Origin of the sequence: Pseudomonas bubulae (assembly GCF_900618535.1) — a bacterium.
GTDB classification, from domain to species: domain Bacteria; phylum Pseudomonadota; class Gammaproteobacteria; order Pseudomonadales; family Pseudomonadaceae; genus Aquipseudomonas; species Aquipseudomonas bubulae.
The window spans coordinates 384205-405159 of sequence record NZ_UYJA01000002.1; the positions used below are offsets into that span (position 1 = coordinate 384205).

Sequence of the window (20955 nt, forward strand, 5' to 3'; positions counted from 1 at the left end):
GTCTGGCAGCCGTGGCCGTCAGTCGATGTACTCAAACAGTTTGACGATTTTCTGCACCCCGGAAACACCTTGCACCAGGCTGGTGGCGCGGGCGGCCTCCTGTTTGGTGACCAGGCCGAGCATGTAGACGATACCGTTCTCGGTGACGATTTTGATGCGTGAGCCAGGGATGGCGCTGTCAGTCAGCATCTGGGTCTTGATTTTGGTGGTCAGCCAGGCGTCGTTGTTGCGCGCCAGGATTGACGAAGGAGCCATGACCTGCAGCTCGTTGTTGACCTTTTTCACCCGCTGGACTGAAGCTGCCGCCTGTTCGGCCTGGGCCTTGAGGTCTGCACGCGGGGTCTGGCCGGCCAGCAGCACGATACCGTTGTAGCTGGTGACGACGATGTGCGAACCGGTATCCAGATCCGGATTGGCCTTGGCCACGTTCACGGCGACCTTGGTTTCGATCAGCGAGTCATCGATTTTACTGCCGAAGGTGCGGGTGCCGCGATCATCCTCGATAGGGGTGTCGCGGGTAGCGGTCAGTACCGAGCTGCAACCGGCGGTCAGACCAAGACACAGGGTCAGGGCTACCAGGCCTAGGCGATTTAAAGTCATTCTTCACTCCCGAACAGTTGGCTGTCGATCAGATCGCACAAGCAGTGGATCGCCAGCAGGTGGACTTCTTGGATGCGTGCAGTGACGCTGGAAGGAACGCGGATCTCCACGTCCTCGGGTAGCAGCAGCGAGGCCATGCCGCCGCCATCACGGCCCGTCATTGCGACCACGATCATTTCGCGATCGTGGGCCGCCTGGATGGCCTGGATGATGTTGGCCGAGTTGCCGCTGGTGGAAATGGCCAGCAGCACGTCGCCGGGCTGGCCCAGGGCGCGGATCTGCTTGGAGAAAATTTCGTTGAAGCTGTAGTCGTTGGCGATCGAGGTGATCGTCGACGTGTCGGTGGTCAGTGCGATGGCAGGCAGGCTCGGGCGCTCGCGCTCGAAGCGGTTGAGCAGCTCGGATGAGAAGTGCTGGGCGTCGCCTGCCGACCCGCCATTGCCGCACGAGAGCATCTTGCCTTCATTGAGCAGTGCGTTAACCATCACCTGGCTGGCTTGCTCGATATGAGGGGCAAGCACTTCCATCGCCTGCTGCTTGGTGTCGATGCTGGCCTGAAAAAGCTGGCGAATCCGGGATTGCATGTCCATCTATGTGACCTTAAGTAGGGCGGCTGGTCGGGCGTGAACCAGGTGTTCCTGGGTGACTTCCCGGCACAAGAATGTGCAGCCCGCAAAGCAAAGCAAAATCGTTGAAAAAGGGAGCTGGAATCGGCCTGGCAGCGCTACTGGCTGTCAAAGGCATTCCGTAGCCAGTTCAGTCGGGGTGTTGTGCTGTCCATCGTCACCACGTCAAAGCGGCACGGGTGATTGGCCCAGCGTGTCTGTTGCTGCAAGAAATGCTGGGCGGCAAGTATCAGTTTTTGACGCTTGCGGCCGTCAATACTGGCCAGTGCGCCACCCCATTGCGCATGTTGACGGTAACGAACTTCGACGAATACTACTGTATCGCCGTCAAGCATGACCAGATCCAGCTCGCCGCGCCTGCATGCCCAGTTCTGTGCCAGCAGGCGCAAACCCTGTTGCTCAAGATGCCGCAGCGCGAGGCGCTCGGCATCCTTGCCAGTTTGCTGGCTTGAGCGTTCGGGCATCAGTTGGCGGTAGCCGGCAGGCGTTGAGGCTGGCCATTGGCGAATTCGGCCCATTGCAGTTGACGTTCTACACGTTGGGTCGGGCTCATGCTCAAGCTGCCGGACATACCGTCGATCCGGCTGTCGGGCAGGGCTTTAAGCTGGCCCAGGCTCGGTGCCAGGCGGTAGGCGTCGATACCCATCGCATACAGGCGGCCCAGGCTGCCGCCTGCTTGCGGCCATTGTGCGGTCACTTGCTGGCGTAGCGGGTTGTTCGGGTCGAGGAGCCAGGGGGTCTCGCAAAAACGGATGCCGTTCATGTCGTTGTACTGGTTCTGGTCGCCGCTGGCGCTGAATACGTGGGAGGTTGCGTATACCGGCAGATCACCTGCGTACTGGTAGTTCAGCGTGGGTTTGATCTGCTGGGCCTGCTGCGGGGTCGCAGCGAGGAACAGGAACTGCATGTCCTGGCGACGCGTTGGTTCGCTCGAGCCGCCGTTTTTGCGCAGTTGCACCAGATCCGCCACTTGCTGGGCAAGGGCTACAGGTTTGTCGATATGTTCAACGCCAACGACGGTGCCGCCATGGGCTTCCCATTCCTGGCGGAATGCCTTGAGCACGCGATCGCCCCACTCACCGACCGGGACCATGGCGCCAGCGCGGGTCAGGCCGTCGGCCCGGGCGCGGCGAGCCACTTCGCGGGCTTCGTCTTCAGCCGCCAGGCCGAACTGAAACAGTTGCGCCGGGCCTTGGGTGCCCTCGCTGTAGTTCAGGGCCAGGGTGGTAATCGGCAGTTGCGGGCGGCTGTTCAGTTGCTTGACCAGGTTTTTTTCCAGTGGGCCAACCACCAGTTGCACGCCGTCGGCTTGTGCCTGGCGGTAGAACTCGTCCAGCGAGGTCAGGCGCGAGCTGTCATAGAACTGAATGCTCGGCGGGTTCTGGCCGGCTTGCTGGGCCTGATAGTGTGCAGCCATAAAGCCATCGCGCAGTGCTTTGCTCACCGAGGCCAGTTGGCCGTCCTGTGGCAGCAGCAGGGCGATCTTGGTCAGGGGCTGGCTGGCCAGCTCCTTGAGCTTGACCAGTGGGGTCGGCAGCTGGATAGCGGCCGGGTGGGCCGGGTTCTGTGCGCGCCATTGATCAATCGCGTTCTGTTGGTCTTGCAGGGTGCCGGCGCTTTTCACCGCCAGGGCCAGGGACATCCAGCCGCTCAGTAGATCATTGCCCTGGGCGTGCAGTTGCTCGGCCGGCAAGCTGGCCACCAGTGCCCAGATAGCGTCGTTGTTGCTGTTGGCGGCATCGCCGGTCAGGTTCGGGCTCAGCGCTGCGCGTTCACGGGCGGCGGCCAGGGCCTGGCCGTCAGCCTCCAGGGCGCGGGCATGTACGGTACGGGTGCGCACTTGCAGGTCGACGGGCAGCTCGCCCAGGATCGATGTGCTTGGATGATTCAGGGCGGCGACTGCGGCCTTGGGATCATTGCGGTTCATCGCCAGTTCGGCTGCCAGGGTGTTGGCAAAAACCTGTTGTGCGGGCTTGAGCTGGTCCAGCGGGACCATGGCCAGGATCTGCGCGGCGCGGGCGTTGTTTTGCTGGCGCAGGGCAAGGTCGGCTGCCGACAGGCGCAACAGGGCGGCTTTTTCCGGATTGGTGCTCTCGGTGGCCTGCTGGAGCAATTGCTCAAGGCTGGCATCCGGGGTCCGTGGAAGTTCGCCAAGGCTGGACGAGGGCGAGCTGGCGCAAGCCGCCAGCAGGGCAGCGAGGCAGAGGGCAGTGAACAGCCGCAGGCAAGCGATCATGTAGTGTTCCTGATACTCGATCAAATGAGTTGGGAAGTGTACCCAAGCACTGGCCGGGGCGCGATGTTAGAGGCAATAAAGCCTGAATTTAGATGCGTTATGTACGTTGTGGCATTAAAAGTTTACCCGGTTGGCGTTTTGCGGCCTGCAGGGTGGGTGCGTTCATGAGGGCTCTACGCGCTACAATGGCGCCTTTAACTCTTATGAGGTGTGCGTTTTGACTGCTCCAGGTGATTTGAATTCCGTTCTTGGCTCACTTTATGTGGTGGCCACGCCCATCGGTAACCTGGACGACATCAGTGCGCGTGCGCTCAAGGTATTGCGTGATGTATCGCTGATTGCGGCCGAAGACACGCGCCACTCCCTGCGCTTGATGCAGCATTTTGGTATCTCCACGCCGCTGGGTGCCTGTCACGAGCATAACGAGCGTGATGAAGGCAGTCGGTTTATCCAGCGTTTGCTGGCGGGTGAAGATGTGGCATTGATCTCGGATGCCGGTACCCCGCTGATCTCCGACCCCGGCTATCACCTCGTGCGTCAGGCGCGCGCTGCCGGGATCAAGGTCGTGCCCGTGCCGGGAGCCTGCGCCTTGATCGCCGCCTTGTCGGCTGCGGGGCTGCCTTCTGATCGCTTTATCTTTGAGGGGTTCCTGCCGGCCAAGGCGGTTGGGCGTCGTTCGCGGCTGCAATTACTTAAGGAAGAGCCGCGCACACTGATTTTTTACGAGGCCCCGCACCGTATTCTTGAGTGCCTGCAAGATCTTGAATTGGTATTCGGGCCCGAGCGCCCGGCATTGCTGGCGCGTGAGCTGACTAAAACATTCGAGACGCTCAAAGGTTTGCCTCTGTCCGAGCTGCGCGCTTTTGTTGAAGGCGACAGTAACCAGCAGCGCGGCGAGTGTGTGGTTCTGGTTGCCGGCTGGACTGCGCCAGAAACGGAAGACGCGGTCAGCAGTGAGGCAATGCGTATTCTCTACTTGCTGCTTAAAGAAATGCCGCTCAAGCGTGCTGCTGCACTTGCAGCTGAAATAACCGGTGAGCGCAAAAACGTGTTGTACCAAGTTGCACTTGAAAAGCAGAAAAGTGAGTAACAATTGATATCGGGTGATGGCACTTTGATATTTCTTTGTGTTCTAGCCCGTGGCTAAAGGCCGCAAGTCAGGCAAATCAACCTGCCTTGCGGCTTTTAACGCTTGTTCTATACGCTCTGTACAGTTAATCTTCGCGCCGGAGAGTCGATTGGACAGTCGCTGCCCTCTATGAAAATTAGGGGGGGGAGGAAAGTCCGGGCTCCATAGGGCGAAGTGCCAGGTAATGCCTGGGAGGCGTGAGCCTACGGAAAGTGCCACAGAAAATAACCGCCTAAGCGCTTCGGCGCCGGTAAGGGTGAAAAGGTGCGGTAAGAGCGCACCGCACGACTGGCAACAGTTCGTGGCTAGGTAAACCCCACTTGGAGCAAGACCAAATAGGGTCCCAAGGCGTGGCCCGCGCTGGGACCGGGTAGGTTGCTAAAGATGTCCAGTGATGGCCATCGTAGACGAATGACTGTTCACGACAGAACCCGGCTTACAGATCGACTCTCCACCTTTTTTTCTTCTGCCTGCGCTGCAGGCAGATTGCTATATTCGCAATTGCCTTATCCCCCCCTGCAATTCATCGCAAGATTATTTCCCGACGTAATGCCGAAAAGTTCTTACTCTTAACAAACTACTTTAAGTTTGAAGTCCAGAGCTTTGAATTTGCGGCGCGTCGCGGGTCAAAAAATCTCTCCGCTTACTGCTCCACGTCTATTTCCCCTCCTAAATCTCCGTTATGTAAGGGTTTTCCTGTAGGCCGCTCCTTGACGGTGGTGTGGGCGCATTCCTATAGTGTGCATAAGTGGTGAAAAGTGGCGTGAAGTGGGTTTTTTAGACGTAAAACGCTAATATTTGGAGATGCGGCCAGTGTTTCGCGGAGCCAACGCAATCAGTCTCGATGCCAAGGGCCGTCTCGCAATGCCGAGCCGGTACCGTGACGAGTTGAATTTGCGCAGTTCCGGGCAACTGATCGTGACCATTGATGCCGTTGATCCCTGCTTGTGTGTGTACCCCCTCGATGAGTGGGAGTTGATTGAAACCAAGCTTCGGGCGTTGCCTTCGCTGCGTGAAGAAAACCGCCGCTTGCAACGTCTGTTGATTGGTAACGCCGTCGACCTTGAGCTCGATGGCAGTGGTCGTTTTCTGGTACCGCCCCGCTTGCGTGAATATGCCCGACTGGACAAGCGCGCAATGCTGGTGGGCCAGCTGAACAAGTTTCAACTGTGGGACGAGGATGCTTGGGAGGCGGTTTCTGCCGCTGACCTTGCAGCCATTCAACAACCGGGCGCGATGCCTGACGAACTGCGTGATTTAATTCTGTGACTATAGATAGCGGCTTCAACCACATCACCGTACTGCTCGACGAAGCCGTAGAGGCTCTCGCCGTACGCCCTGATGGATGCTATCTGGATGGCACCTTCGGTCGCGGCGGACATAGCCGCCTGATACTCCAGAAGCTGGGCCCTGAGGGGCGTCTGCTCGGGTTCGATAAAGATCCACAAGCGATTGCCACCGGGCAAGCGCTGGCGGCCGAAGACGGCCGCTTTGTCATTGTGCAGCGCAGTTTTGCGGAAATGGGATCCGAAATTGCCGAGCGCGGTCTGGCTGGCAAGGTCGACGGCGTGTTGCTTGATCTGGGTGTCTCTTCGCCACAGCTTGACGACCCGGAGCGCGGCTTCAGCTTTATGAATGACGGCCCGCTGGACATGCGTATGGACCCTGATCGCGGTATCAGCGCGGCCGAGTTCGTCAACACTGCCTCCCAGGAGGAAATCGCCCGCGTATTCAAGGAATACGGCGAAGAGCGGTTTTCCGGTCGCATGGCCCGTGCGGTTGTCGAACGTCGCGATATCAAGCCGTTCGAGCGTACAGGCGACCTGGCCGAAGTGCTGAAAGTGGCCAACCCGGCCTGGGAGAAGGGCAAGCACCCGGCGACCCGCACTTTCCAGGGCCTGCGCATTCATGTGAACAACGAACTGGGTGACCTTGAGGCTGGCCTTGAAGCTGCCCTTGAGTCCCTGGCTATCGGCGGCCGCCTGGTCGTTATCAGCTTCCACTCGCTGGAAGACCGCATCGTCAAACTGTTTATGCGCAAACTGGTCAAGGGCGAGCCCGACAACCTGCCGCGCGGCTTGCCCGTGCAGCACGTTGCCTTCGAACCGAAGATCAAGATTCATGGCAAGGCACAGACCGCGTCCGATGCCGAACTCAAAGCCAATCCGCGCTCGCGCAGCGCTGTCATGCGCGTCGCGGAGAAGCTTCGTTGAACAAGCTCTTCGCCAAACCACTTCCCGGCGGAAGTTTTTTCATGCTGCTGTTGTTTATTGGCGTGCTGGTTTCGGCTGTGGGCGTTTCGTATAGCGCCCACTGGAACCGCCAGTTGCTCAACACCCTGTACGGGGAGCTGAGCGTACGGGACAAGGCGCAGGCCGAATGGGGCCGCCTGATTCTCGAGCAGAGCACCTGGACTGCCCATAGCCGCATCGAAACCCTGGCCAGCGAACAACTGAAGATGCGCATTCCTGGCGCAGCAGAAGTTCGAATGGTGGCGCCATGATCAAACTCGAAGGCGCGCTCTATCCGTGGCGTTTTCGTGTGGTGCTGGCATTGCTGGCACTGCTGGTAGGTGCAATCGCGTGCCAGATCGTTTATCTGCAAGTTATCGACCATGACTTCCTCAAGGGCCAGGGCGATGCTCGCAGCTTGCGGCATATCCCTATCCCTGCACACCGTGGCCTGATTACCGACCGCAATGGCGAGCCTTTGGCCGTGAGCACGCCGGTGACCACCCTGTGGGCCAATGCCAAGGAAATGCAGGTTGCCAAAGACCGTTGGCCAGCCCTGGCACACGCGCTTGGGCAAGACCCCAAGGTGCTGACCGCACGCCTGGAACAGCAAGCCAACAAAGAATTTATCTATCTGGTGCGGGGCCTGACTCCCGAGCAGGGCCAGGTGGTGCTCGACCTCAAGGTGCCGGGTGTTTATGGCATTGAAGAGTTCCGTCGTTTCTACCCTGCGGGTGAGGTGACGGCGCATATGGTCGGCTTTACCGATATCGACGATAAAGGACGCGAAGGCGTCGAACTGGCCTATGACGAATGGCTGGCCGGGGTGCCGGGCAAGCGGCAAGTGATCAAGGACCGGCGCGGGCGTCTGATCAAAGACGTGCAAGTGACCAAAAACGCCAAGGCCGGCAAGACCTTGGCGTTGTCGATTGACCTGCGCCTGCAATACCTGGCCAACCGCGAACTGCGCAATGCGCTGGTCGAGAACGGCGCCAAGGCTGGCAGCCTGGTGATCATGGATGTGAAGACCGGCGAGATTCTGGCCATGGTCAACCAACCCACCTACAACCCGAATAACCGTCGCAACCTGCAACCGGCGATGATGCGTAACCGCGCCATGATCGACGTGTTCGAGCCGGGCTCGACGGTCAAACCGATCTCCATGAGTGCCGCCCTGGAAACCGGGCGCTGGAAACCCACCGACAAGGTTGAGGTGTACCCGGGCACCTTGCAGCTGGGCAAATACACCATTCGTGACGTATCGCGCACTGAAGGTCCGGTCCTCGACCTGACCGGCATCCTGATCAACTCCAGTAACGTGGGGATGAGCAAGGTGGCCTTCGATATCGGCGGTGAAGCGATCTTCCGCCAGATGGCCAAGATGGGCCTGGGCCAGGACACCGGTCTGGGCTTCCCGGGCGAGCGTGTGGGAAACCTGCCCAACTACCGTGAATGGCGCAAGGCGGAAACCGCGACCCTGTCTTACGGCTACGGCGTGTCCGTGACCGCGATCCAGCTGGTGCATGCCTTCTCGGCCCTGGCCAACAACGGCAAGCTCGCTCCGCTGACCCTGCTCAAGACAGACAAGGACAAACCTGTTCAGGCCGCTCAGGTCATGCCGGAGCAAGTCGCCAAGACGCTGCAGGGAATGCTCCAGGAAGTAATCGAAAACCCGCGTGGTGTATGGCGTGCCAAGGTTCCGGCGTATCACGTCGGCGGCAAGTCGGGTACGGCGCGTAAAACCACGGGTGGTGGCGTAAAAGGCTACGCAGTGAACTCCTACCGTTCCCTGTTTGCCGGCTTTGGTCCCATGAGCGACCCGCGGTACGCGATCGTCGTGGTGATCGATGAGCCGAGCAAGGCGGGCTACTTCGGTGGTCTGGTTTCGGCACCGGTATTCAGCAAAGTCATGTCCGGTACGCTGCGTCTGATGAACGTGATCCCGGATAACCTGCCAACGGCAGCGGAGCAACAAGCAGCGGCAGCCGCTGCAGCAGCCAAAGGAGGGCGTGGCTAATGTCCCTGAGCCTGAACAAGATTTTTCCTCACGCCGGTCACGATCTGCTGATCCGTGAACTGACCCTCGACAGCCGCAATGTACGCGCAGGTGATCTGTTCCTTGCGGTGCCTGGCGGCAAGCTCGATGGTCGTGAACATATCGCTGACGCCCTTAAGCGCGGCGCTGCTGCCGTGGCCTATGAAGTGGACGGCGCTGATGTGCTGCCTATCTCTGCCGTGCCGCTGATTCCGGTCAAGGGCCTTGCGGCCCAGCTGTCGGATATCGCCGGGCGTTTTTATGGTGAGCCCAGCCGGCATCTGAATCTGGTAGGTGTCACTGGCACCAACGGCAAAACCAGCGTCACTCAGCTGGTGGCCCAGGCGCTTGACCTGCTGGGTCAGCACTGCGGCATCGTCGGCACCTTGGGCACCGGTTTTTATGGCGCGCTGCAAAGTGGCCGTCACACCACGCCAGACCCGATTGCCGTACAGGCCATGCTCGCCGACCTGAAAAAGGCCGGGGCCAAAGCGGTAGCGATGGAAGTTTCTTCCCATGGCCTGGATCAGGGGCGCGTCAGTGCGTTGGCATTTGACGTCGCTGTGCTGACCAATCTGTCCCGCGACCATCTGGATTACCACGGCACGATGGAGGCTTACGCCGCCGCCAAGGCCAAGTTGTTTGCCTGGCCGGACCTGAGCTGCCGGGTGCTGAACCTGGACGATGAATTTGGCCGCCAACTGGCCGCTGAAAAGCATGAGTCGCGCCTGATCAGCTATAGCCTTGAGGACACAGGGGCCACCCTGTACTGCCGTGATGCCATCTTTGATGATGACGGTGTGCGGGCCACCGTAGTGACGGCGCAAGGCGAGCATCTGTTGCGCAGCTCGCTGCTGGGACGCTTCAACCTGAGCAACGTACTGGCTGCCGTTGGCGCCTTGCTCGGGCTGGACTACCCGCTGGACGAAATTCTCAAAGTGCTGCCCAAGCTGGAAGGCTCGGTCGGTCGCATGCAGCGTTTGGGTGGCGGCAACAAGCCGCTGGTGGTGGTTGACTACGCCCACACCCCGGATGCACTGGAAAAAGTACTGCTGGCCCTGCGCCCGCATGCCAAAGGTCAGTTGCTGTGCCTGTTCGGCTGCGGCGGCGACCGTGACCGCGGCAAGCGTCCGTTGATGGCGCAGGTGGTTGAGCGTTTGGCTGATGGTGTTCTGGTCACTGACGACAATCCGCGCACCGAAGCTGCAGGGCAGATCTTCGATGATATCCGTGGCGGTTTCGCTGCGCCGCAGAACGTCACCTTTGTCGCCGGTCGTGGCGATGCCATTGCCCGGATTATTGCCAATGCACAGGCAGAAGACGTGATCGTGCTGGCGGGTAAAGGTCATGAGGACTATCAGGAAATCAACGGCGAACGCCATGACTTCTCTGATCTGGTCGAAGCCGAAAAAGCCTTGAACACTTGGGAGGCTGCCCATGCTTAAGCCTCTGTTGCTCAGTGAAGTGGCTGCTGCCCTGCAGGGGCGTGTGGTAGATGTCGACTGCCGTTTCAGCGGGGTCAGCATCGACAGCCGGGCGATCAGCAAGGGTCAGCTGTTTATTGCGCTGACCGGCCCGCGTTTCGATGGCCACGACTACCTCAATGAAGTGGCTGCCAAGGGCGCTGTTGCCGCGCTGGTTGAGCGCGAAGTGCCGGAGTCGGCGCTGCCGCAACTGGTGGTCAAGGACACCCGCGAAGCTTTGGGTCGCCTGGGTGCGCTCAACCGTGCCGGCTACGACAAACCGGTGGCGGCGATTACCGGCTCAAGCGGCAAGACCACGGTCAAAGAAATGCTCGCCTGCATTCTGCGCACCCGTGGCCCGGTGCTGGCGACCAAGGGCAACCTGAACAACGATCTGGGCGTGCCGCTGACGCTGCTGGAACTGACAGCTGAGCACACGTCTGCGGTTATTGAGCTGGGCGCTTCACGCCTCGGCGAAATTGCCTACACCGTGGCCATGACCCAGCCCCATGTCGCCGTGCTCAACAATGCCGGTACTGCCCACGTGGGCGAGTTCGGTGGCCCGGATAAAATCGTCGAAGCCAAGGGCGAAATCATCGAAGGGCTGAAGGCTGACGGAATCGCTGTCCTGAATCTGGATGACAAGGCATTCGCCATCTGGAATAACCGGGCAGCGGGGCGCAAGGTGCTGAGTTTTGCCTTGAACAACCCTCAAGCCGATTTTTATGCCAGCGATCTGAGCCGTGACGCTCGCGGTTGCCCGGGCTTCACCTTGCACAGCCCGCTGGGTAGCGAGCAGGTCCAACTTAACCTGTTGGGCACCCACAACGTGGCCAACGCACTGGCCGCTGCGGCAGCTGCTCACGCCCTCGGCGTGTCGCTGTTTGGTATCAAAACCGGCCTTGAAGCCGTGTTGCCGGTAAAAGGTCGCGCTGTCGCGCAATTGACCGCCGCGGGCCTGCGAATTATTGATGACACTTACAACGCAAACCCCACCTCAATGTGCGCTGCCGTTGATATACTCGCCGCCTTTTCCGGCCGCACCGTCCTGGTGCTCGGAGATATTGGCGAACTGGGTGAGTGGGCGGAGCAAGGACATCGTGAAGTAGGCGCTTATGCCGCCGACAAAGTTTCAGCGCTCTATGCGGTGGGACCCATGATGGCTCATGCCGTCACTGCTTTTGGACACCAGGCTCGTCACTTCGCCAATCAGGCTGACCTGATCAAGGCGCTTCGCGCTGAGCACGAAACAAACACCACTATTTTGATCAAGGGCTCGCGCAGCGCTGCGATGGAAAACGTCGTTGCGGCTTTGTGCGGTTCCAGCGGGGAGAAACATTAATGCTGCTGCTGCTAGCGGAGTATCTGCAACAGTTCCATAAAGGCTTCGCGGTCTTCCAGTACCTGTCCCTGCGCGGGATCCTCGGGGTGCTGACCGCGTTGACCTTGTCGCTGTGCCTGGGGCCGTGGATGATCCGCACCCTGCAAAACCGTCAGATCGGCCAGTCGGTACGTAATGACGGCCCACAATCGCACCTGTCCAAATCGGGCACTCCGACCATGGGCGGCGCGTTGATCCTGTCGGCCATCGCCATCAGCACCCTGTTGTGGGCTGACCTGAGCAACCGTTATGTGTGGGTCGTGCTGATCGTGACCCTGTTGTTCGGCGCCATCGGCTGGGTGGATGACTACCGCAAGGTAATCGAAAAAAACTCCCGTGGCTTGCCAAGCCGCTGGAAGTATTTCTGGCAGTCGGTGTTCGGTCTGGGCGCGGCGATCTTCTTGTACGTGACGGCGCCAAGCGCGGTAGAAACCACGCTGATCCTGCCCATCCTCAAGGACGCCAGCATTCCGCTGGGCATCGGCTTTGTTGTTCTCACCTACTTTGTGATCGTGGGTTCGAGCAATGCGGTCAACCTGACTGACGGCCTCGATGGCCTGGCGATCATGCCCACCGTGATGGTCGGCGGTGCGCTGGGTATCTTCTGCTACCTGTCGGGCAACGTGAAATTTGCCGACTACCTGCTGATCCCTTATGTACCGGGCGCGGGTGAGTTGATTGTGTTCTGCGGCGCATTGATTGGCGCCGGTCTCGGGTTCCTGTGGTTCAACACCTACCCGGCACAAGTCTTTATGGGTGATGTTGGCGCACTGGCGCTGGGCGCAGCTCTGGGCACTATCGCCGTGATCGTGCGCCAGGAAATCGTGTTGTTCATCATGGGCGGTGTGTTCGTGATGGAAACCCTGTCCGTGGTGATCCAGGTAGCGTCCTTCAAGTTGACCGGCAAGCGGGTGTTCCGCATGGCGCCGATTCATCACCACTTTGAACTCAAAGGCTGGCCTGAGCCACGTGTGATCGTCCGCTTCTGGATCATTACCGTGATTCTCGTACTGGTCGGCCTTGCCACACTGAAGCTGAGGTAGAACCTGTGTCTCTGATCGCTTCTGACCACTTCCGCATCGTTGTCGGCCTCGGCAAGAGCGGCATGTCCCTGGTGCGCTTCCTGGCGCAACGGGGCGTGTCGTTTGCCGTGGCAGATACGCGGGAAAACCCGCCGGAGCTTGCCACGCTGCGCCGTGACTACCCGCAAGTGGAAGTGCGTTGTGGCGAGCTGGATGTCGAATTCCTGTGCCGCGCCGACGAGCTTTACGTGAGCCCCGGCCTGGCCCTGGCGACTCCGGCGCTGCAAGCTGCTGCTGCCCGCGGCGTGAAACTGTCGGGCGACATCGACCTGTTCGCGCGTAACGCGAAAGCGCCTATCGTGGCAATCAGTGGTTCCAACGCCAAAAGCACCGTGACCACCCTGGTCGGTGAAATGGCTGCGGCAGCCGGCAAGCGCGTTGCGGTGGGTGGCAACCTTGGCACGCCGGCACTGGACCTGCTCAGCGATGATATCGAGCTGTACGTGATGGAGCTGTCGAGCTTCCAGCTGGAGACCACCAACCAGCTGGGTGCTGAAGTGGCCACAGTGCTCAATGTCAGCGAAGACCATATGGACCGCTACAGCGGCCTGCCTGCGTACCACCTGGCCAAGCACCGGATCTTCCGTGGCGCCCGGCAGGTGGTGGTCAATCGTCAGGATGCCCTGACCCGCCCGCTGATGAGCGAAGGTCAGCCGTGCTGGACTTTCGGCCTCAGCGCGCCGGACTTCAAGGCCTTCGGCCTGCGTGAAGAAAACGGCGAAAAATACCTCGCTTTCGAATTCCAGAACCTCATGCCCGTGCGCGAGCTGAAAGTGCGTGGCGCACATAATCAGGCCAATGCCCTGGCTGCCCTGGCGCTGGGTCACGCGGTTGGTCTGCCGTTCGACGCCATGCTCGCCAGCCTGCGCAATTTCACCGGTCTTGAGCATCGCTGTCAGTGGGTGCGCGAGCTGGATGGCGTGAGCTACTACAACGACTCCAAGGCCACCAACGTCGGCGCGGCACTGGCTGCTATCGAAGGGCTGGGGATGGACATGGATGGCAAGCTGATCCTTATCGCCGGCGGCGACGGCAAGGGCGCGGATTTCAGCGGCTTGCGTGATTCGGTTGCCAAGCACTGCCGCGCGGCAGTGTTGATAGGTCGTGATGCGGGGCTGATAGCCGACGCCCTTGGCGATGCCGTGCCGCAAGTGCGTGCCGGTTCGCTGGACGAAGCCATCGCACTGAGCCGCTCACTGGCGCAATCGGGTGATGCAGTCTTGCTGTCGCCAGCCTGCGCCAGTTTCGACATGTTCAAAAACTACGAAGAGCGCGGCCAGTTGTTCGCTCGCGCCGTGGAGGTGCTGGCATGATGTTCGGCATCCTCAAACCTTATCCTTCACCGCTGATTACGGGGCGTGGCATCGACCTCGACTTCCCGTTGCTCGCCGGTTGCCTGGCCTTGCTCGGTCTGGGGCTGGTGATGATCACGTCGGCTTCGTCCGAAGTGGCGGCGTTGCAGTCGGGCAACACCCTGTACCACATGATCCGCCACCTGTTTTACATCGTGCTCGGCCTGGGCGCATGCATCATGACCATGATGGTGCCGATCGCGACCTGGCAACGCATGGGCTTCATGTTGCTGATCGGTGCATTCGGTTTGCTGGTGGCCGTACTGATCCCGGGCATTGGCCGTGAGGTAAACGGCTCGATGCGCTGGATCGGTTTCAGCTTCTTCAACGTGCAGCCTTCGGAGATCGCCAAGGTCTTTGTGGTGATCTACCTGGCGGGCTACCTGGTGCGTCAGCAGAAGGAAGTGCGGGATAGCTGGATGGGCTTTTTCAAGCCATTTATCGTGCTGCTGCCAATGGCCGGCCTGCTGCTGATGGAGCCCGACTTCGGAGCCACGGTTGTGATGATGGGCGCCGCTGCTGCCATGCTGTTTCTCGGTGGTGTCGGCCTGTTCCGTTTCGCTCTGATGGTGGCGCTGGCTGTCGGCGCGGTGTTCGTGCTGGTACAGGCACAGCCTTACCGCATGGCGCGTTTGATTACCTTTACCGACCCGTGGTCCGACCAGTTCGGCTCCGGCTACCAGTTGACCCAGGCCCTGATCGCCTTCGGTCGCGGCGAGTGGTTTGGTGTCGGTCTGGGCAACAGTGTGCAGAAGCAGTTCTACCTGCCTGAAGCACATACCGACTTCGTGTTTTCGGTACTGGCAGAAGAGCTGGGTGTTGTCGGCTCGCTGCTGACCGTGGCCCTGTTCGTATTTGTGTGTGTGCGCGGCATGTACATCGGCATGTGGGCCGAGCGCGCCAAGCAGTATTTCTCGGCTTATATGGCCTACGGCCTGTCGTTCCTGTGGATCGGCCAGTTCCTGATCAATATCGGGGTAAACGTCGGCTTGCTGCCAACCAAGGGCCTGACCCTGCCGTTCCTCAGTTATGGCGGCAGCTCGCTGGTGATTTGCTGCGTGTGCATGGGGCTGTTGCTGCGCATCGAGTGGGAGAGTCGAACCCACCTGGGCAGTGAAGAGACCGATTTCAAAGAAAGCGACTTTGCAGAGGAGCCGACCCATGGGCGCTAACGTGCTGATCATGGCGGGCGGCACCGGTGGCCACGTGTTCCCGGCGCTGGCTTGCGCCCGCGAATTCGAAGCCCGCGGCTACACCGTGCACTGGCTCGGTACGCCCCGTGGCATCGAGAATGAACTGGTCGAGCCTGCCGGTTTCAAACTGCACCTGATTAACGTGGCGGGCCTGCGTGGCAAGAGCAAGCTGTCGTTGCTCAAGGCCCCTTTTGTACTGCTCAAGGCGCTGTTTCAGGCGCGCAGGATCATTCGTCAACTCAAGCCGGTGTGTGTGCTGGGTTTTGGCGGTTACGTGACCGGGCCTGGCGGCCTGGCGGCGAAAACCTGCGGTGTACCGGTGATCATTCACGAGCAGAACGCGGTAGCCGGTACGGCCAACCGCCTGCTGGTGCCGATGACCAGCCGGGTGTGCGAAGCCTTTCCCGGCACCTTTGCAGCCTCGCAGACGCTGCGTAGCACCGGTAATCCGGTACGCCCCGAGCTGTTTACCCTGGCGCCTCGGGCTGCGCTCGAAGGGCGCAAGGCGCGCTTGCTGGTACTGGGCGGCAGCCTCGGCGCCGAGCCGTTGAACAAGTTGTTGCCTGAAGCGCTGGCCAAGGTCCCGGCTGACGTTCGCCCTGAAGTGTTTCACCAGGCCGGCAAGCAGCATGACCGGATTACCGCCGAGCGCTATGCCGCGGTCGGCGTCGAGGCTGACGTACAGCCTTTTATCAAGGATATGGCCCATGCCTATGGCTGGGCCGACCTGGTGGTTTGTCGCGCAGGCGCGCTGACCGTCAGTGAACTGGCTGCGGCCGGTCTGCCTTCGCTGCTGGTGCCATTGCCCCACGCGATCGATGACCATCAGAGCCGTAACGCCGACTTTTTGGCACGCGAGGGCGCAGCCTTCCTGATGCCGCAAGCGACAACTGGCGCAGCCGAACTGGCTGCACGCCTGACAGAGGTTTTGATGCAACCGGAACGACTCAACAGCATGGCGGCCAATGCCCGCCGCCTGGCCAAACCCGATGCGACCCGCAACGTTGTAGATATCTGCCTGGAGGTGGCCAATGGTTGAGAATCAAAAAGCTATGCCACAACCGGAAATGCGCCGTATCCGTCGCATCCACTTCGTCGGTATCGGCGGCGTGGGTATGTGCGGTATCGCCGAAGTGTTGCTGAACCTGGGCTATGAAGTGTCGGGCTCGGACCTGAACGCTTCGCCTGTGACCGAGCGGCTCGAGTCCTTCGGCGCACACATTTATATCGGCCACCGCGCCGAGAACGCCGCCAACGCCGATGTGCTGGTGGTATCGAGTGCCGTGAATACCTCCAACCCCGAGGTCGCGAGTGCACTTGAGCGCCGCATTCCGGTGGTGCCTCGTGCCGAGATGCTGGCCGAGCTGATGCGCTATCGCCACGGTATCGCTGTTGCCGGTACCCACGGCAAAACCACTACCACCAGCTTGCTGGCCTCGGTGTTCGCGGCCGGTGGCCTGGACCCGACGTTCGTGATCGGTGGCCGCCTGAATGCAGCCGGTACCAATGCACAACTGGGTACCAGCCGTTACCTGATTGCCGAAGCTGATGAAAGCGATGCCAGCTTCCTGCATCTGCAGCCGTTGGTGGCGGTGGTCACCAATATTGACGCCGACCATATGGCGACCTACGAAGGCGACTTCAACAAGCTGAAGAAGACCTTCGTCGAGTTCCTGCACAACCTGCCGTTCTACGGCTTGGCCGTGCTGTGCCTGGACGATCCGGTGGTGCGTGAAATCCTGCCGCTGGTCAAGCGTCCGACCGTGACCTACGGCTTCAGCGAAAACGCTGACGTACGCGCGATCAATGTGCGCCAGCAGGGCATGCAAACCTTCTTCACCGTGTTGCGCCCTGACCGCGAGCCGCTGGATGTGTCGGTGAACATGCCGGGCAACCACAACGTGCTCAATGCCCTGGCCACCATCTGCATAGCCTCTGATGAAGGCATCAGCGATGAAGCCATCGTTCAGGGCCTGTCGGGCTTTGAAGGGGTGGGGCGACGCTTCCAGGTTTATGGCGAGCTGCCAGTTGATGGCGGCAGCGTGATGCTGGTCGATGACTACGGTCACCACCCGACCGAAGTCGCCGCGGTGATCAAGGCCGTACGTGGTGGCTGGCCGGAACGTCGCCTGGTGATGGTGTACCAGCCGCACCGTTTCAGCCGCACCCGTGACCTGTACGACGATTTCGTCCAGGTACTGGCCGATGCCAACGTATTGCTGTTGATGGAAGTCTACCCGGCTGGCGAAGAGCCGATTCCCGGGGCTGACAGCCGCCAGCTGTGCCACAGCATCCGTCAGCGCGGCCAGCTGGACCCGATCTACATCGAGCGCGGCGTCGAGCTGGCGCCGATCGTCAAGCCGCTGCTGCGCGCTGGCGACATTCTGTTGTGCCAAGGGGCGGGCGATATCGGCCGTCTGGCACCGCAACTTATCAAGAGCCCGCTGTTCGCCGGCGCTGTTGCCGCTACCAGTGAAGGAAAGTTGAAATGACTGCTGCCTATGCCAATCTGTTCTCGACCATTGCCCCAGCCGATTTCGGCCGTGTGGCCGTGTTGTTCGGCGGCAAAAGCGCTGAGCGTGAAGTCTCGTTGAAGTCGGGCAATGCCGTGCTGGGCGCGCTGCAAAGCGCCGGTGTGGATGCCTTCGGTATCGATGTGGGCGATGACTTCATCACCCGTATCACCAGCGAAAAAATCGACCGCGCGTTCATCATCCTTCATGGTCGTGGCGGTGAAGACGGCAGCATGCAAGGCCTGCTGGAGTGCCTGGGCATTCCTTACACCGGCAGCGGCATCCTCGCGTCGGCCCTGGCCATGGACAAGCTGCGCACCAAACAGGTGTGGCACAGCCTGGGTATTCCAACGCCACGTCACGCAGTATTGAGCAGCGAAGCCGATTGTATTTCTGCGGCCAAGGAACTGAGCTTCCCTTTGATCGTCAAACCGGCTCATGAAGGTTCAAGTATCGGTATGGCCAAAGTGAGTAACGTGGACGAGTTGATCGTCGCGTGGGCCGATGCCAGCAAGTACGACTCGCAAGTGTTGGTTGAGCAGTGGATCACAGGTCCCGAGTTCACCATCGCCACCCTGCGTGACCAGGTGTTGCCACCGATTGCCCTGGGTACGCCCCACAGCTTTTACGACTACGACGCCAAGTACGTGGCCAACGATACCCAGTATCGGATCCCGTGCGGCCTCGACAGTGCCAAGGAACAGGAGCTCATGGACCTCACGGCGAAAGCCTGCGAGGCGATCGGCATTGCCGGTTGGGGCCGTCTGGACGTGATGCAGGACACCGCAGGCCAGTTCTGGCTGCTGGAAGTCAACACCGCGCCGGGCATGACCGATCACAGCCTGGTGCCGATGGCGGCCAAGGCGGCGGGTCTGGATTTCCAACAGCTGGTGCTGTCGATTCTGGCGGCAAGTTTAGAGGCGCGGGGTTAAGTCCATGCAAGGTGCATCGCTTCGTCATCAACCACCCGCTCCCGGCCGCAAGCCGGTGCCGCGTGGCGCCAGCCGGATGGTGGCGAAAGAGCCGATGTCGGTGCGTTTGCCAAAAGCCAATTTCGGCTTTTTGAAAGCGTTGTTCTGGCCGGTGCTGCTGGTGGCGCTGGGTTATGGCACCTATGAAGGTGCGCAGCGCCTGATGCCCTATGCCGACCGCCCGATCACCAATATCAACGTGCAGGGCGATTTGACCTATATCAGCCAGCAAGCCGTGCAGCAGCGCATTGCCCCTTATGTGGCAGCGAGCTTCTTCACCGTAGACCTGGAAGGCATGCGCACCGAGCTCGAGCAGATGCCCTGGATTGCCCACGCCGAAGTCCGTCGCGTGTGGCCCGACCAGGTGGTGATTCGCCTTGAAGAGCAACTGCCGGTTGCGCGTTGGGGGGATGAGGCACTGTTGAACAACCAGGGCCAGGCGTTCACCCCGCGTGAGCTGGCCAATTACGAACATTTGCCGCAGCTGTTTGGTCCACAACGGGCTCAGCAGCAGGTGATGCAGCAGTATCAGGTGTTGAGCCAGATGCTGCGTCCGATGGGCTTTTCCATAGCCCGGCTGGAGTTGCGTGAGCGCGGTAGCTGGTTCCTGACCACTGGAGCCGGTAGTGCAGGGCCCGGGATCGAGCTGTTGTTGGGGCGCGATCATCTGGTAGAAAAAATGCGTCGCTTCATAGCCATCTATGAAAAAACGCTGAAAGAACAGATTACAAACATAGCGCGCATCGATTTGCGTTATGCCAACGGATTGGCCGTCGGCTGGCGGGAACCTGTGGCACCCACGATAGCCCAACCCGCTGTCGCGAAGAATTAAGAAGAGGCAGGACCCATGGCAAATGTGCAAAGCGGCAAAATGATCGTCGGCCTCGATATCGGCACCTCCAAGGTGGTTGCGCTGGTAGGCGAGGTCGGTGAAGACGGCACGATCGAAATCGTCGGTATTGGCACGCACCCGTCCCGTGGCCTGAAGAAAGGCGTGGTGGTGAACATCGAGTCCACCGTGCAATCGATCCAGCGCGCCATCGAAGAAGCGCAGCTGATGGCCGGTTGCCGGATTCACTCGGCATTTGTCGGCGTGGCCGGCAATCACATCCGCAGCCTGAATTCCCACGGCATCGTGGCGATTCGTGATCGTGAAGTCAGCACCGCCGACCTTGAGCGCGTCCTCGACGCCGCCCAGGCTGTCGCGATCCCGGCTGACCAGCGTGTGCTGCACACCCTGGCGCAGGACTATGTGATCGATAACCAGGAAGGCGTACGTGAGCCACTGGGCATGTCGGGCGTACGTCTTGAAGCCAAGGTTCACGTCGTGACCTGCGCCGTGAATGCCGCGCAAAACATCGAGAAGTGTGTACGCCGCTGTGGCCTTGAGGTGGACGACATCATCCTTGAGCAGTTGGCATCGGCTTACTCGGTACTGACCGATGATGAAAAGGAACTGGGCGTTTGCCTGGTTGATATCGGCGGCGGCACCACCGACATCGCGATCTTCACCGAAGGCGCGATTCGCCATACGGCAGTGATACCGATTGCCGGTGACCAGGTGACCAACGACATCGCCATGGCGTTGCGTACACCAACGCAATATGCCGAAGAAATCAAGATTCGTTACGCCTGTGCACTGGCCAAACTGGCCGGTGCCGGCGAAACCATCAAGGTGCCAAGCGTGGGCGATCGCCCACCCCGTGAACTGTCCCGTCAGGCCCTGGCCGAAGTGGTCGAGCCGCGTTACGACGAGCTGTTCACCCTGATTCAGGCCGAGCTGCGTCGCAGCGGTTACGAAGACCTGATTCCGGCGGGCATCGTGTTGACCGGTGGTACTTCAAAGATGGAAGGCGCGGTCGAACTGGCCGAAGAGATCTTCCACATGCCGGTCCGTCTGGGTGTGCCGCACAGTTTCAAGGGCCTCACCGACGTTGTGCGCAATCCGATTTATTCCACCGCTGTGGGCTTGTTGTTGTACGGGCTGCAAAAGCAGTCAGACGGTATTTCGATATCGGGTATCAGCAACCGCGACAACTACAGCAGTGACGAACAAAAAGCCCCTGTGCTTGAGCGCCTCAAGCGCTGGGTACAGGGCAACTTTTAAAGCTTGAGCTGTAAACAGATTCAAAGCGGTAGAAGT

General features: G+C 60.2%; 19 protein-coding genes and 1 other RNA gene. 16 read left to right on the forward strand and 4 right to left on the reverse strand.

The features are described 5' to 3' along the window. Window positions 1–18 precede the first annotated feature (18 nt). From PPTH39_RS08450 to PPTH39_RS08465, 4 genes are all read right to left on the reverse strand, one after another. Window positions 19–600 carry a BON domain-containing protein gene (locus PPTH39_RS08450; protein ID WP_095001546.1) on the reverse strand — a complete coding sequence of 194 codons (582 nt, stop codon included), beginning with the start codon at window positions 598–600 and terminating at the stop codon, window positions 19–21. Beyond that, a complete protein-coding gene (locus tag PPTH39_RS08455; protein ID WP_095001545.1) occupies window positions 597–1190 on the reverse strand; it encodes a phosphoheptose isomerase in 594 nt (197 codons plus the stop codon). The genes PPTH39_RS08450 and PPTH39_RS08455 overlap by 4 nt, the downstream gene beginning before the upstream one ends. A 134-nt stretch (window positions 1191–1324) precedes the next feature. Further along, a complete protein-coding gene (locus PPTH39_RS08460) occupies window positions 1325–1690 on the reverse strand; it encodes a YraN family protein (RefSeq protein ID WP_095001544.1) in 366 nt (121 codons plus the stop codon). Next, window positions 1690–3462, reverse strand: coding sequence for a penicillin-binding protein activator (locus PPTH39_RS08465; RefSeq protein WP_130871865.1), 1773 nt, complete (start codon window positions 3460–3462; stop codon window positions 1690–1692). The genes PPTH39_RS08460 and PPTH39_RS08465 overlap by 1 nt, the downstream gene beginning before the upstream one ends. Before the next feature lie 235 nt (window positions 3463–3697). Here PPTH39_RS08465 and rsmI point away from each other — a divergent pair, with 235 nt between their 5' ends. The 16 genes from rsmI to ftsA all read left to right on the forward strand — a co-directional run bounded on the left by rsmI (window position 3698) and on the right by ftsA (window position 20919). Continuing rightward, window positions 3698–4552 (forward strand): 16S rRNA (cytidine(1402)-2'-O)-methyltransferase, encoded by an 855-nt coding sequence (gene rsmI / locus PPTH39_RS08470; protein WP_130871963.1) that lies wholly within the window; start codon window positions 3698–3700, stop codon window positions 4550–4552. A gap of 140 nt (window positions 4553–4692) precedes the next feature. Next, window positions 4693–5046: RNase P RNA component class A (rnpB, locus tag PPTH39_RS08475), an RNA gene on the forward strand. Window positions 5047–5404: 358 nt separating this feature from the next. Continuing rightward, a complete protein-coding gene (mraZ, locus tag PPTH39_RS08480) occupies window positions 5405–5860 on the forward strand; it encodes a division/cell wall cluster transcriptional repressor MraZ (protein WP_095001541.1) in 456 nt (151 codons plus the stop codon). Continuing rightward, window positions 5857–6804 (forward strand): 16S rRNA (cytosine(1402)-N(4))-methyltransferase RsmH, encoded by a 948-nt coding sequence (rsmH, locus tag PPTH39_RS08485; RefSeq protein WP_165446504.1) that lies wholly within the window; start codon window positions 5857–5859, stop codon window positions 6802–6804. The genes mraZ and rsmH overlap by 4 nt, the downstream gene beginning before the upstream one ends. Further along, window positions 6801–7094, forward strand: a complete 294-nt coding sequence (gene ftsL, locus PPTH39_RS08490) for a cell division protein FtsL (protein WP_019823808.1) — start codon at window positions 6801–6803, stop codon at window positions 7092–7094. The genes rsmH and ftsL overlap by 4 nt, the downstream gene beginning before the upstream one ends. After that, window positions 7091–8839: a peptidoglycan D,D-transpeptidase FtsI family protein gene (locus PPTH39_RS08495; RefSeq protein ID WP_095018295.1), complete on the forward strand. Its 1749-nt coding sequence runs from the start codon at window positions 7091–7093 to the stop codon at window positions 8837–8839. The genes ftsL and PPTH39_RS08495 overlap by 4 nt, the downstream gene beginning before the upstream one ends. Then, entirely contained in the window at window positions 8839–10302 is a 1464-nt protein-coding gene (locus PPTH39_RS08500) for a UDP-N-acetylmuramoyl-L-alanyl-D-glutamate--2,6-diaminopimelate ligase (RefSeq protein ID WP_130871866.1), read from the forward strand. Before PPTH39_RS08495 ends, PPTH39_RS08500 begins: the two co-directional genes overlap by 1 nt. Beyond that, window positions 10295–11662, forward strand: a complete 1368-nt coding sequence (locus PPTH39_RS08505) for a UDP-N-acetylmuramoyl-tripeptide--D-alanyl-D-alanine ligase (RefSeq protein ID WP_130871867.1) — start codon at window positions 10295–10297, stop codon at window positions 11660–11662. The genes PPTH39_RS08500 and PPTH39_RS08505 overlap by 8 nt, the downstream gene beginning before the upstream one ends. Beyond that, window positions 11662–12744: a phospho-N-acetylmuramoyl-pentapeptide-transferase gene (gene mraY / locus PPTH39_RS08510; RefSeq protein WP_095001537.1), complete on the forward strand. Its 1083-nt coding sequence runs from the start codon at window positions 11662–11664 to the stop codon at window positions 12742–12744. The genes PPTH39_RS08505 and mraY overlap by 1 nt, the downstream gene beginning before the upstream one ends. 5 nt (window positions 12745–12749) lie before the next feature. Further along, window positions 12750–14096, forward strand: a complete 1347-nt coding sequence (gene murD, locus PPTH39_RS08515; RefSeq protein ID WP_095001536.1) for a UDP-N-acetylmuramoyl-L-alanine--D-glutamate ligase — start codon at window positions 12750–12752, stop codon at window positions 14094–14096. After that, window positions 14093–15307: a putative lipid II flippase FtsW gene (gene ftsW, locus PPTH39_RS08520; RefSeq protein WP_095001535.1), complete on the forward strand. Its 1215-nt coding sequence runs from the start codon at window positions 14093–14095 to the stop codon at window positions 15305–15307. The genes murD and ftsW overlap by 4 nt, the downstream gene beginning before the upstream one ends. Continuing rightward, window positions 15297–16367 (forward strand): undecaprenyldiphospho-muramoylpentapeptide beta-N-acetylglucosaminyltransferase, encoded by a 1071-nt coding sequence (murG, locus tag PPTH39_RS08525; RefSeq protein ID WP_095001534.1) that lies wholly within the window; start codon window positions 15297–15299, stop codon window positions 16365–16367. The genes ftsW and murG overlap by 11 nt, the downstream gene beginning before the upstream one ends. Then, complete coding sequence (gene murC / locus PPTH39_RS08530; RefSeq protein WP_095001533.1) at window positions 16360–17820, forward strand: UDP-N-acetylmuramate--L-alanine ligase; 1461 nt, start codon at window positions 16360–16362, stop codon at window positions 17818–17820. The genes murG and murC overlap by 8 nt, the downstream gene beginning before the upstream one ends. Continuing rightward, window positions 17817–18773, forward strand: coding sequence for a D-alanine--D-alanine ligase (locus PPTH39_RS08535; protein WP_088379010.1), 957 nt, complete (start codon window positions 17817–17819; stop codon window positions 18771–18773). Before murC ends, PPTH39_RS08535 begins: the two co-directional genes overlap by 4 nt. A 4-nt stretch (window positions 18774–18777) precedes the next feature. Next, window positions 18778–19644, forward strand: coding sequence for a cell division protein FtsQ/DivIB (locus PPTH39_RS08540; protein WP_095001532.1), 867 nt, complete (start codon window positions 18778–18780; stop codon window positions 19642–19644). Between the two features lie 15 nt (window positions 19645–19659). Beyond that, on the forward strand, window positions 19660–20919 hold the full coding sequence (gene ftsA, locus PPTH39_RS08545) for a cell division protein FtsA (protein ID WP_016779533.1): 1260 nt from the start codon (window positions 19660–19662) through the stop codon (window positions 20917–20919). Window positions 20920–20955: the final 36 nt, after the last annotated feature.

Excerpts from the sequence above, each read along its gene's own strand:
- PPTH39_RS08495 (WP_095018295.1), top strand. The coding sequence starts at position 7,091 with ATGATCAAACTCGAAGGCGCGCTCTATCCGTGGCGTTTTCGTGTGGTG.
- PPTH39_RS08465 (WP_130871865.1), bottom strand. The coding sequence starts at position 3,462 with ATGATCGCTTGCCTGCGGCTGTTCACTGCCCTCTGCCTCGCTGCCCTG.
- PPTH39_RS08535 (WP_088379010.1), top strand. The coding sequence starts at position 17,817 with ATGACTGCTGCCTATGCCAATCTGTTCTCGACCATTGCCCCAGCCGAT.
- PPTH39_RS08500 (WP_130871866.1), top strand. The coding sequence starts at position 8,839 with ATGTCCCTGAGCCTGAACAAGATTTTTCCTCACGCCGGTCACGATCTG.
- murC (WP_095001533.1), top strand. The coding sequence starts at position 16,360 with ATGGTTGAGAATCAAAAAGCTATGCCACAACCGGAAATGCGCCGTATC.
- ftsW (WP_095001535.1), top strand. The coding sequence starts at position 14,093 with ATGATGTTCGGCATCCTCAAACCTTATCCTTCACCGCTGATTACGGGG.
- PPTH39_RS08540 (WP_095001532.1), top strand. The coding sequence starts at position 18,778 with ATGCAAGGTGCATCGCTTCGTCATCAACCACCCGCTCCCGGCCGCAAG.
- PPTH39_RS08460 (WP_095001544.1), bottom strand. The coding sequence starts at position 1,690 with ATGCCCGAACGCTCAAGCCAGCAAACTGGCAAGGATGCCGAGCGCCTC.
- PPTH39_RS08450 (WP_095001546.1), bottom strand. The coding sequence starts at position 600 with ATGACTTTAAATCGCCTAGGCCTGGTAGCCCTGACCCTGTGTCTTGGT.
- mraY (WP_095001537.1), top strand. The coding sequence starts at position 11,662 with ATGCTGCTGCTGCTAGCGGAGTATCTGCAACAGTTCCATAAAGGCTTC.
- ftsA (WP_016779533.1), top strand. The coding sequence starts at position 19,660 with ATGGCAAATGTGCAAAGCGGCAAAATGATCGTCGGCCTCGATATCGGC.
- PPTH39_RS08505 (WP_130871867.1), top strand. The coding sequence starts at position 10,295 with ATGCTTAAGCCTCTGTTGCTCAGTGAAGTGGCTGCTGCCCTGCAGGGG.
- PPTH39_RS08455 (WP_095001545.1), bottom strand. The coding sequence starts at position 1,190 with ATGGACATGCAATCCCGGATTCGCCAGCTTTTTCAGGCCAGCATCGAC.
- murG (WP_095001534.1), top strand. The coding sequence starts at position 15,297 with ATGGGCGCTAACGTGCTGATCATGGCGGGCGGCACCGGTGGCCACGTG.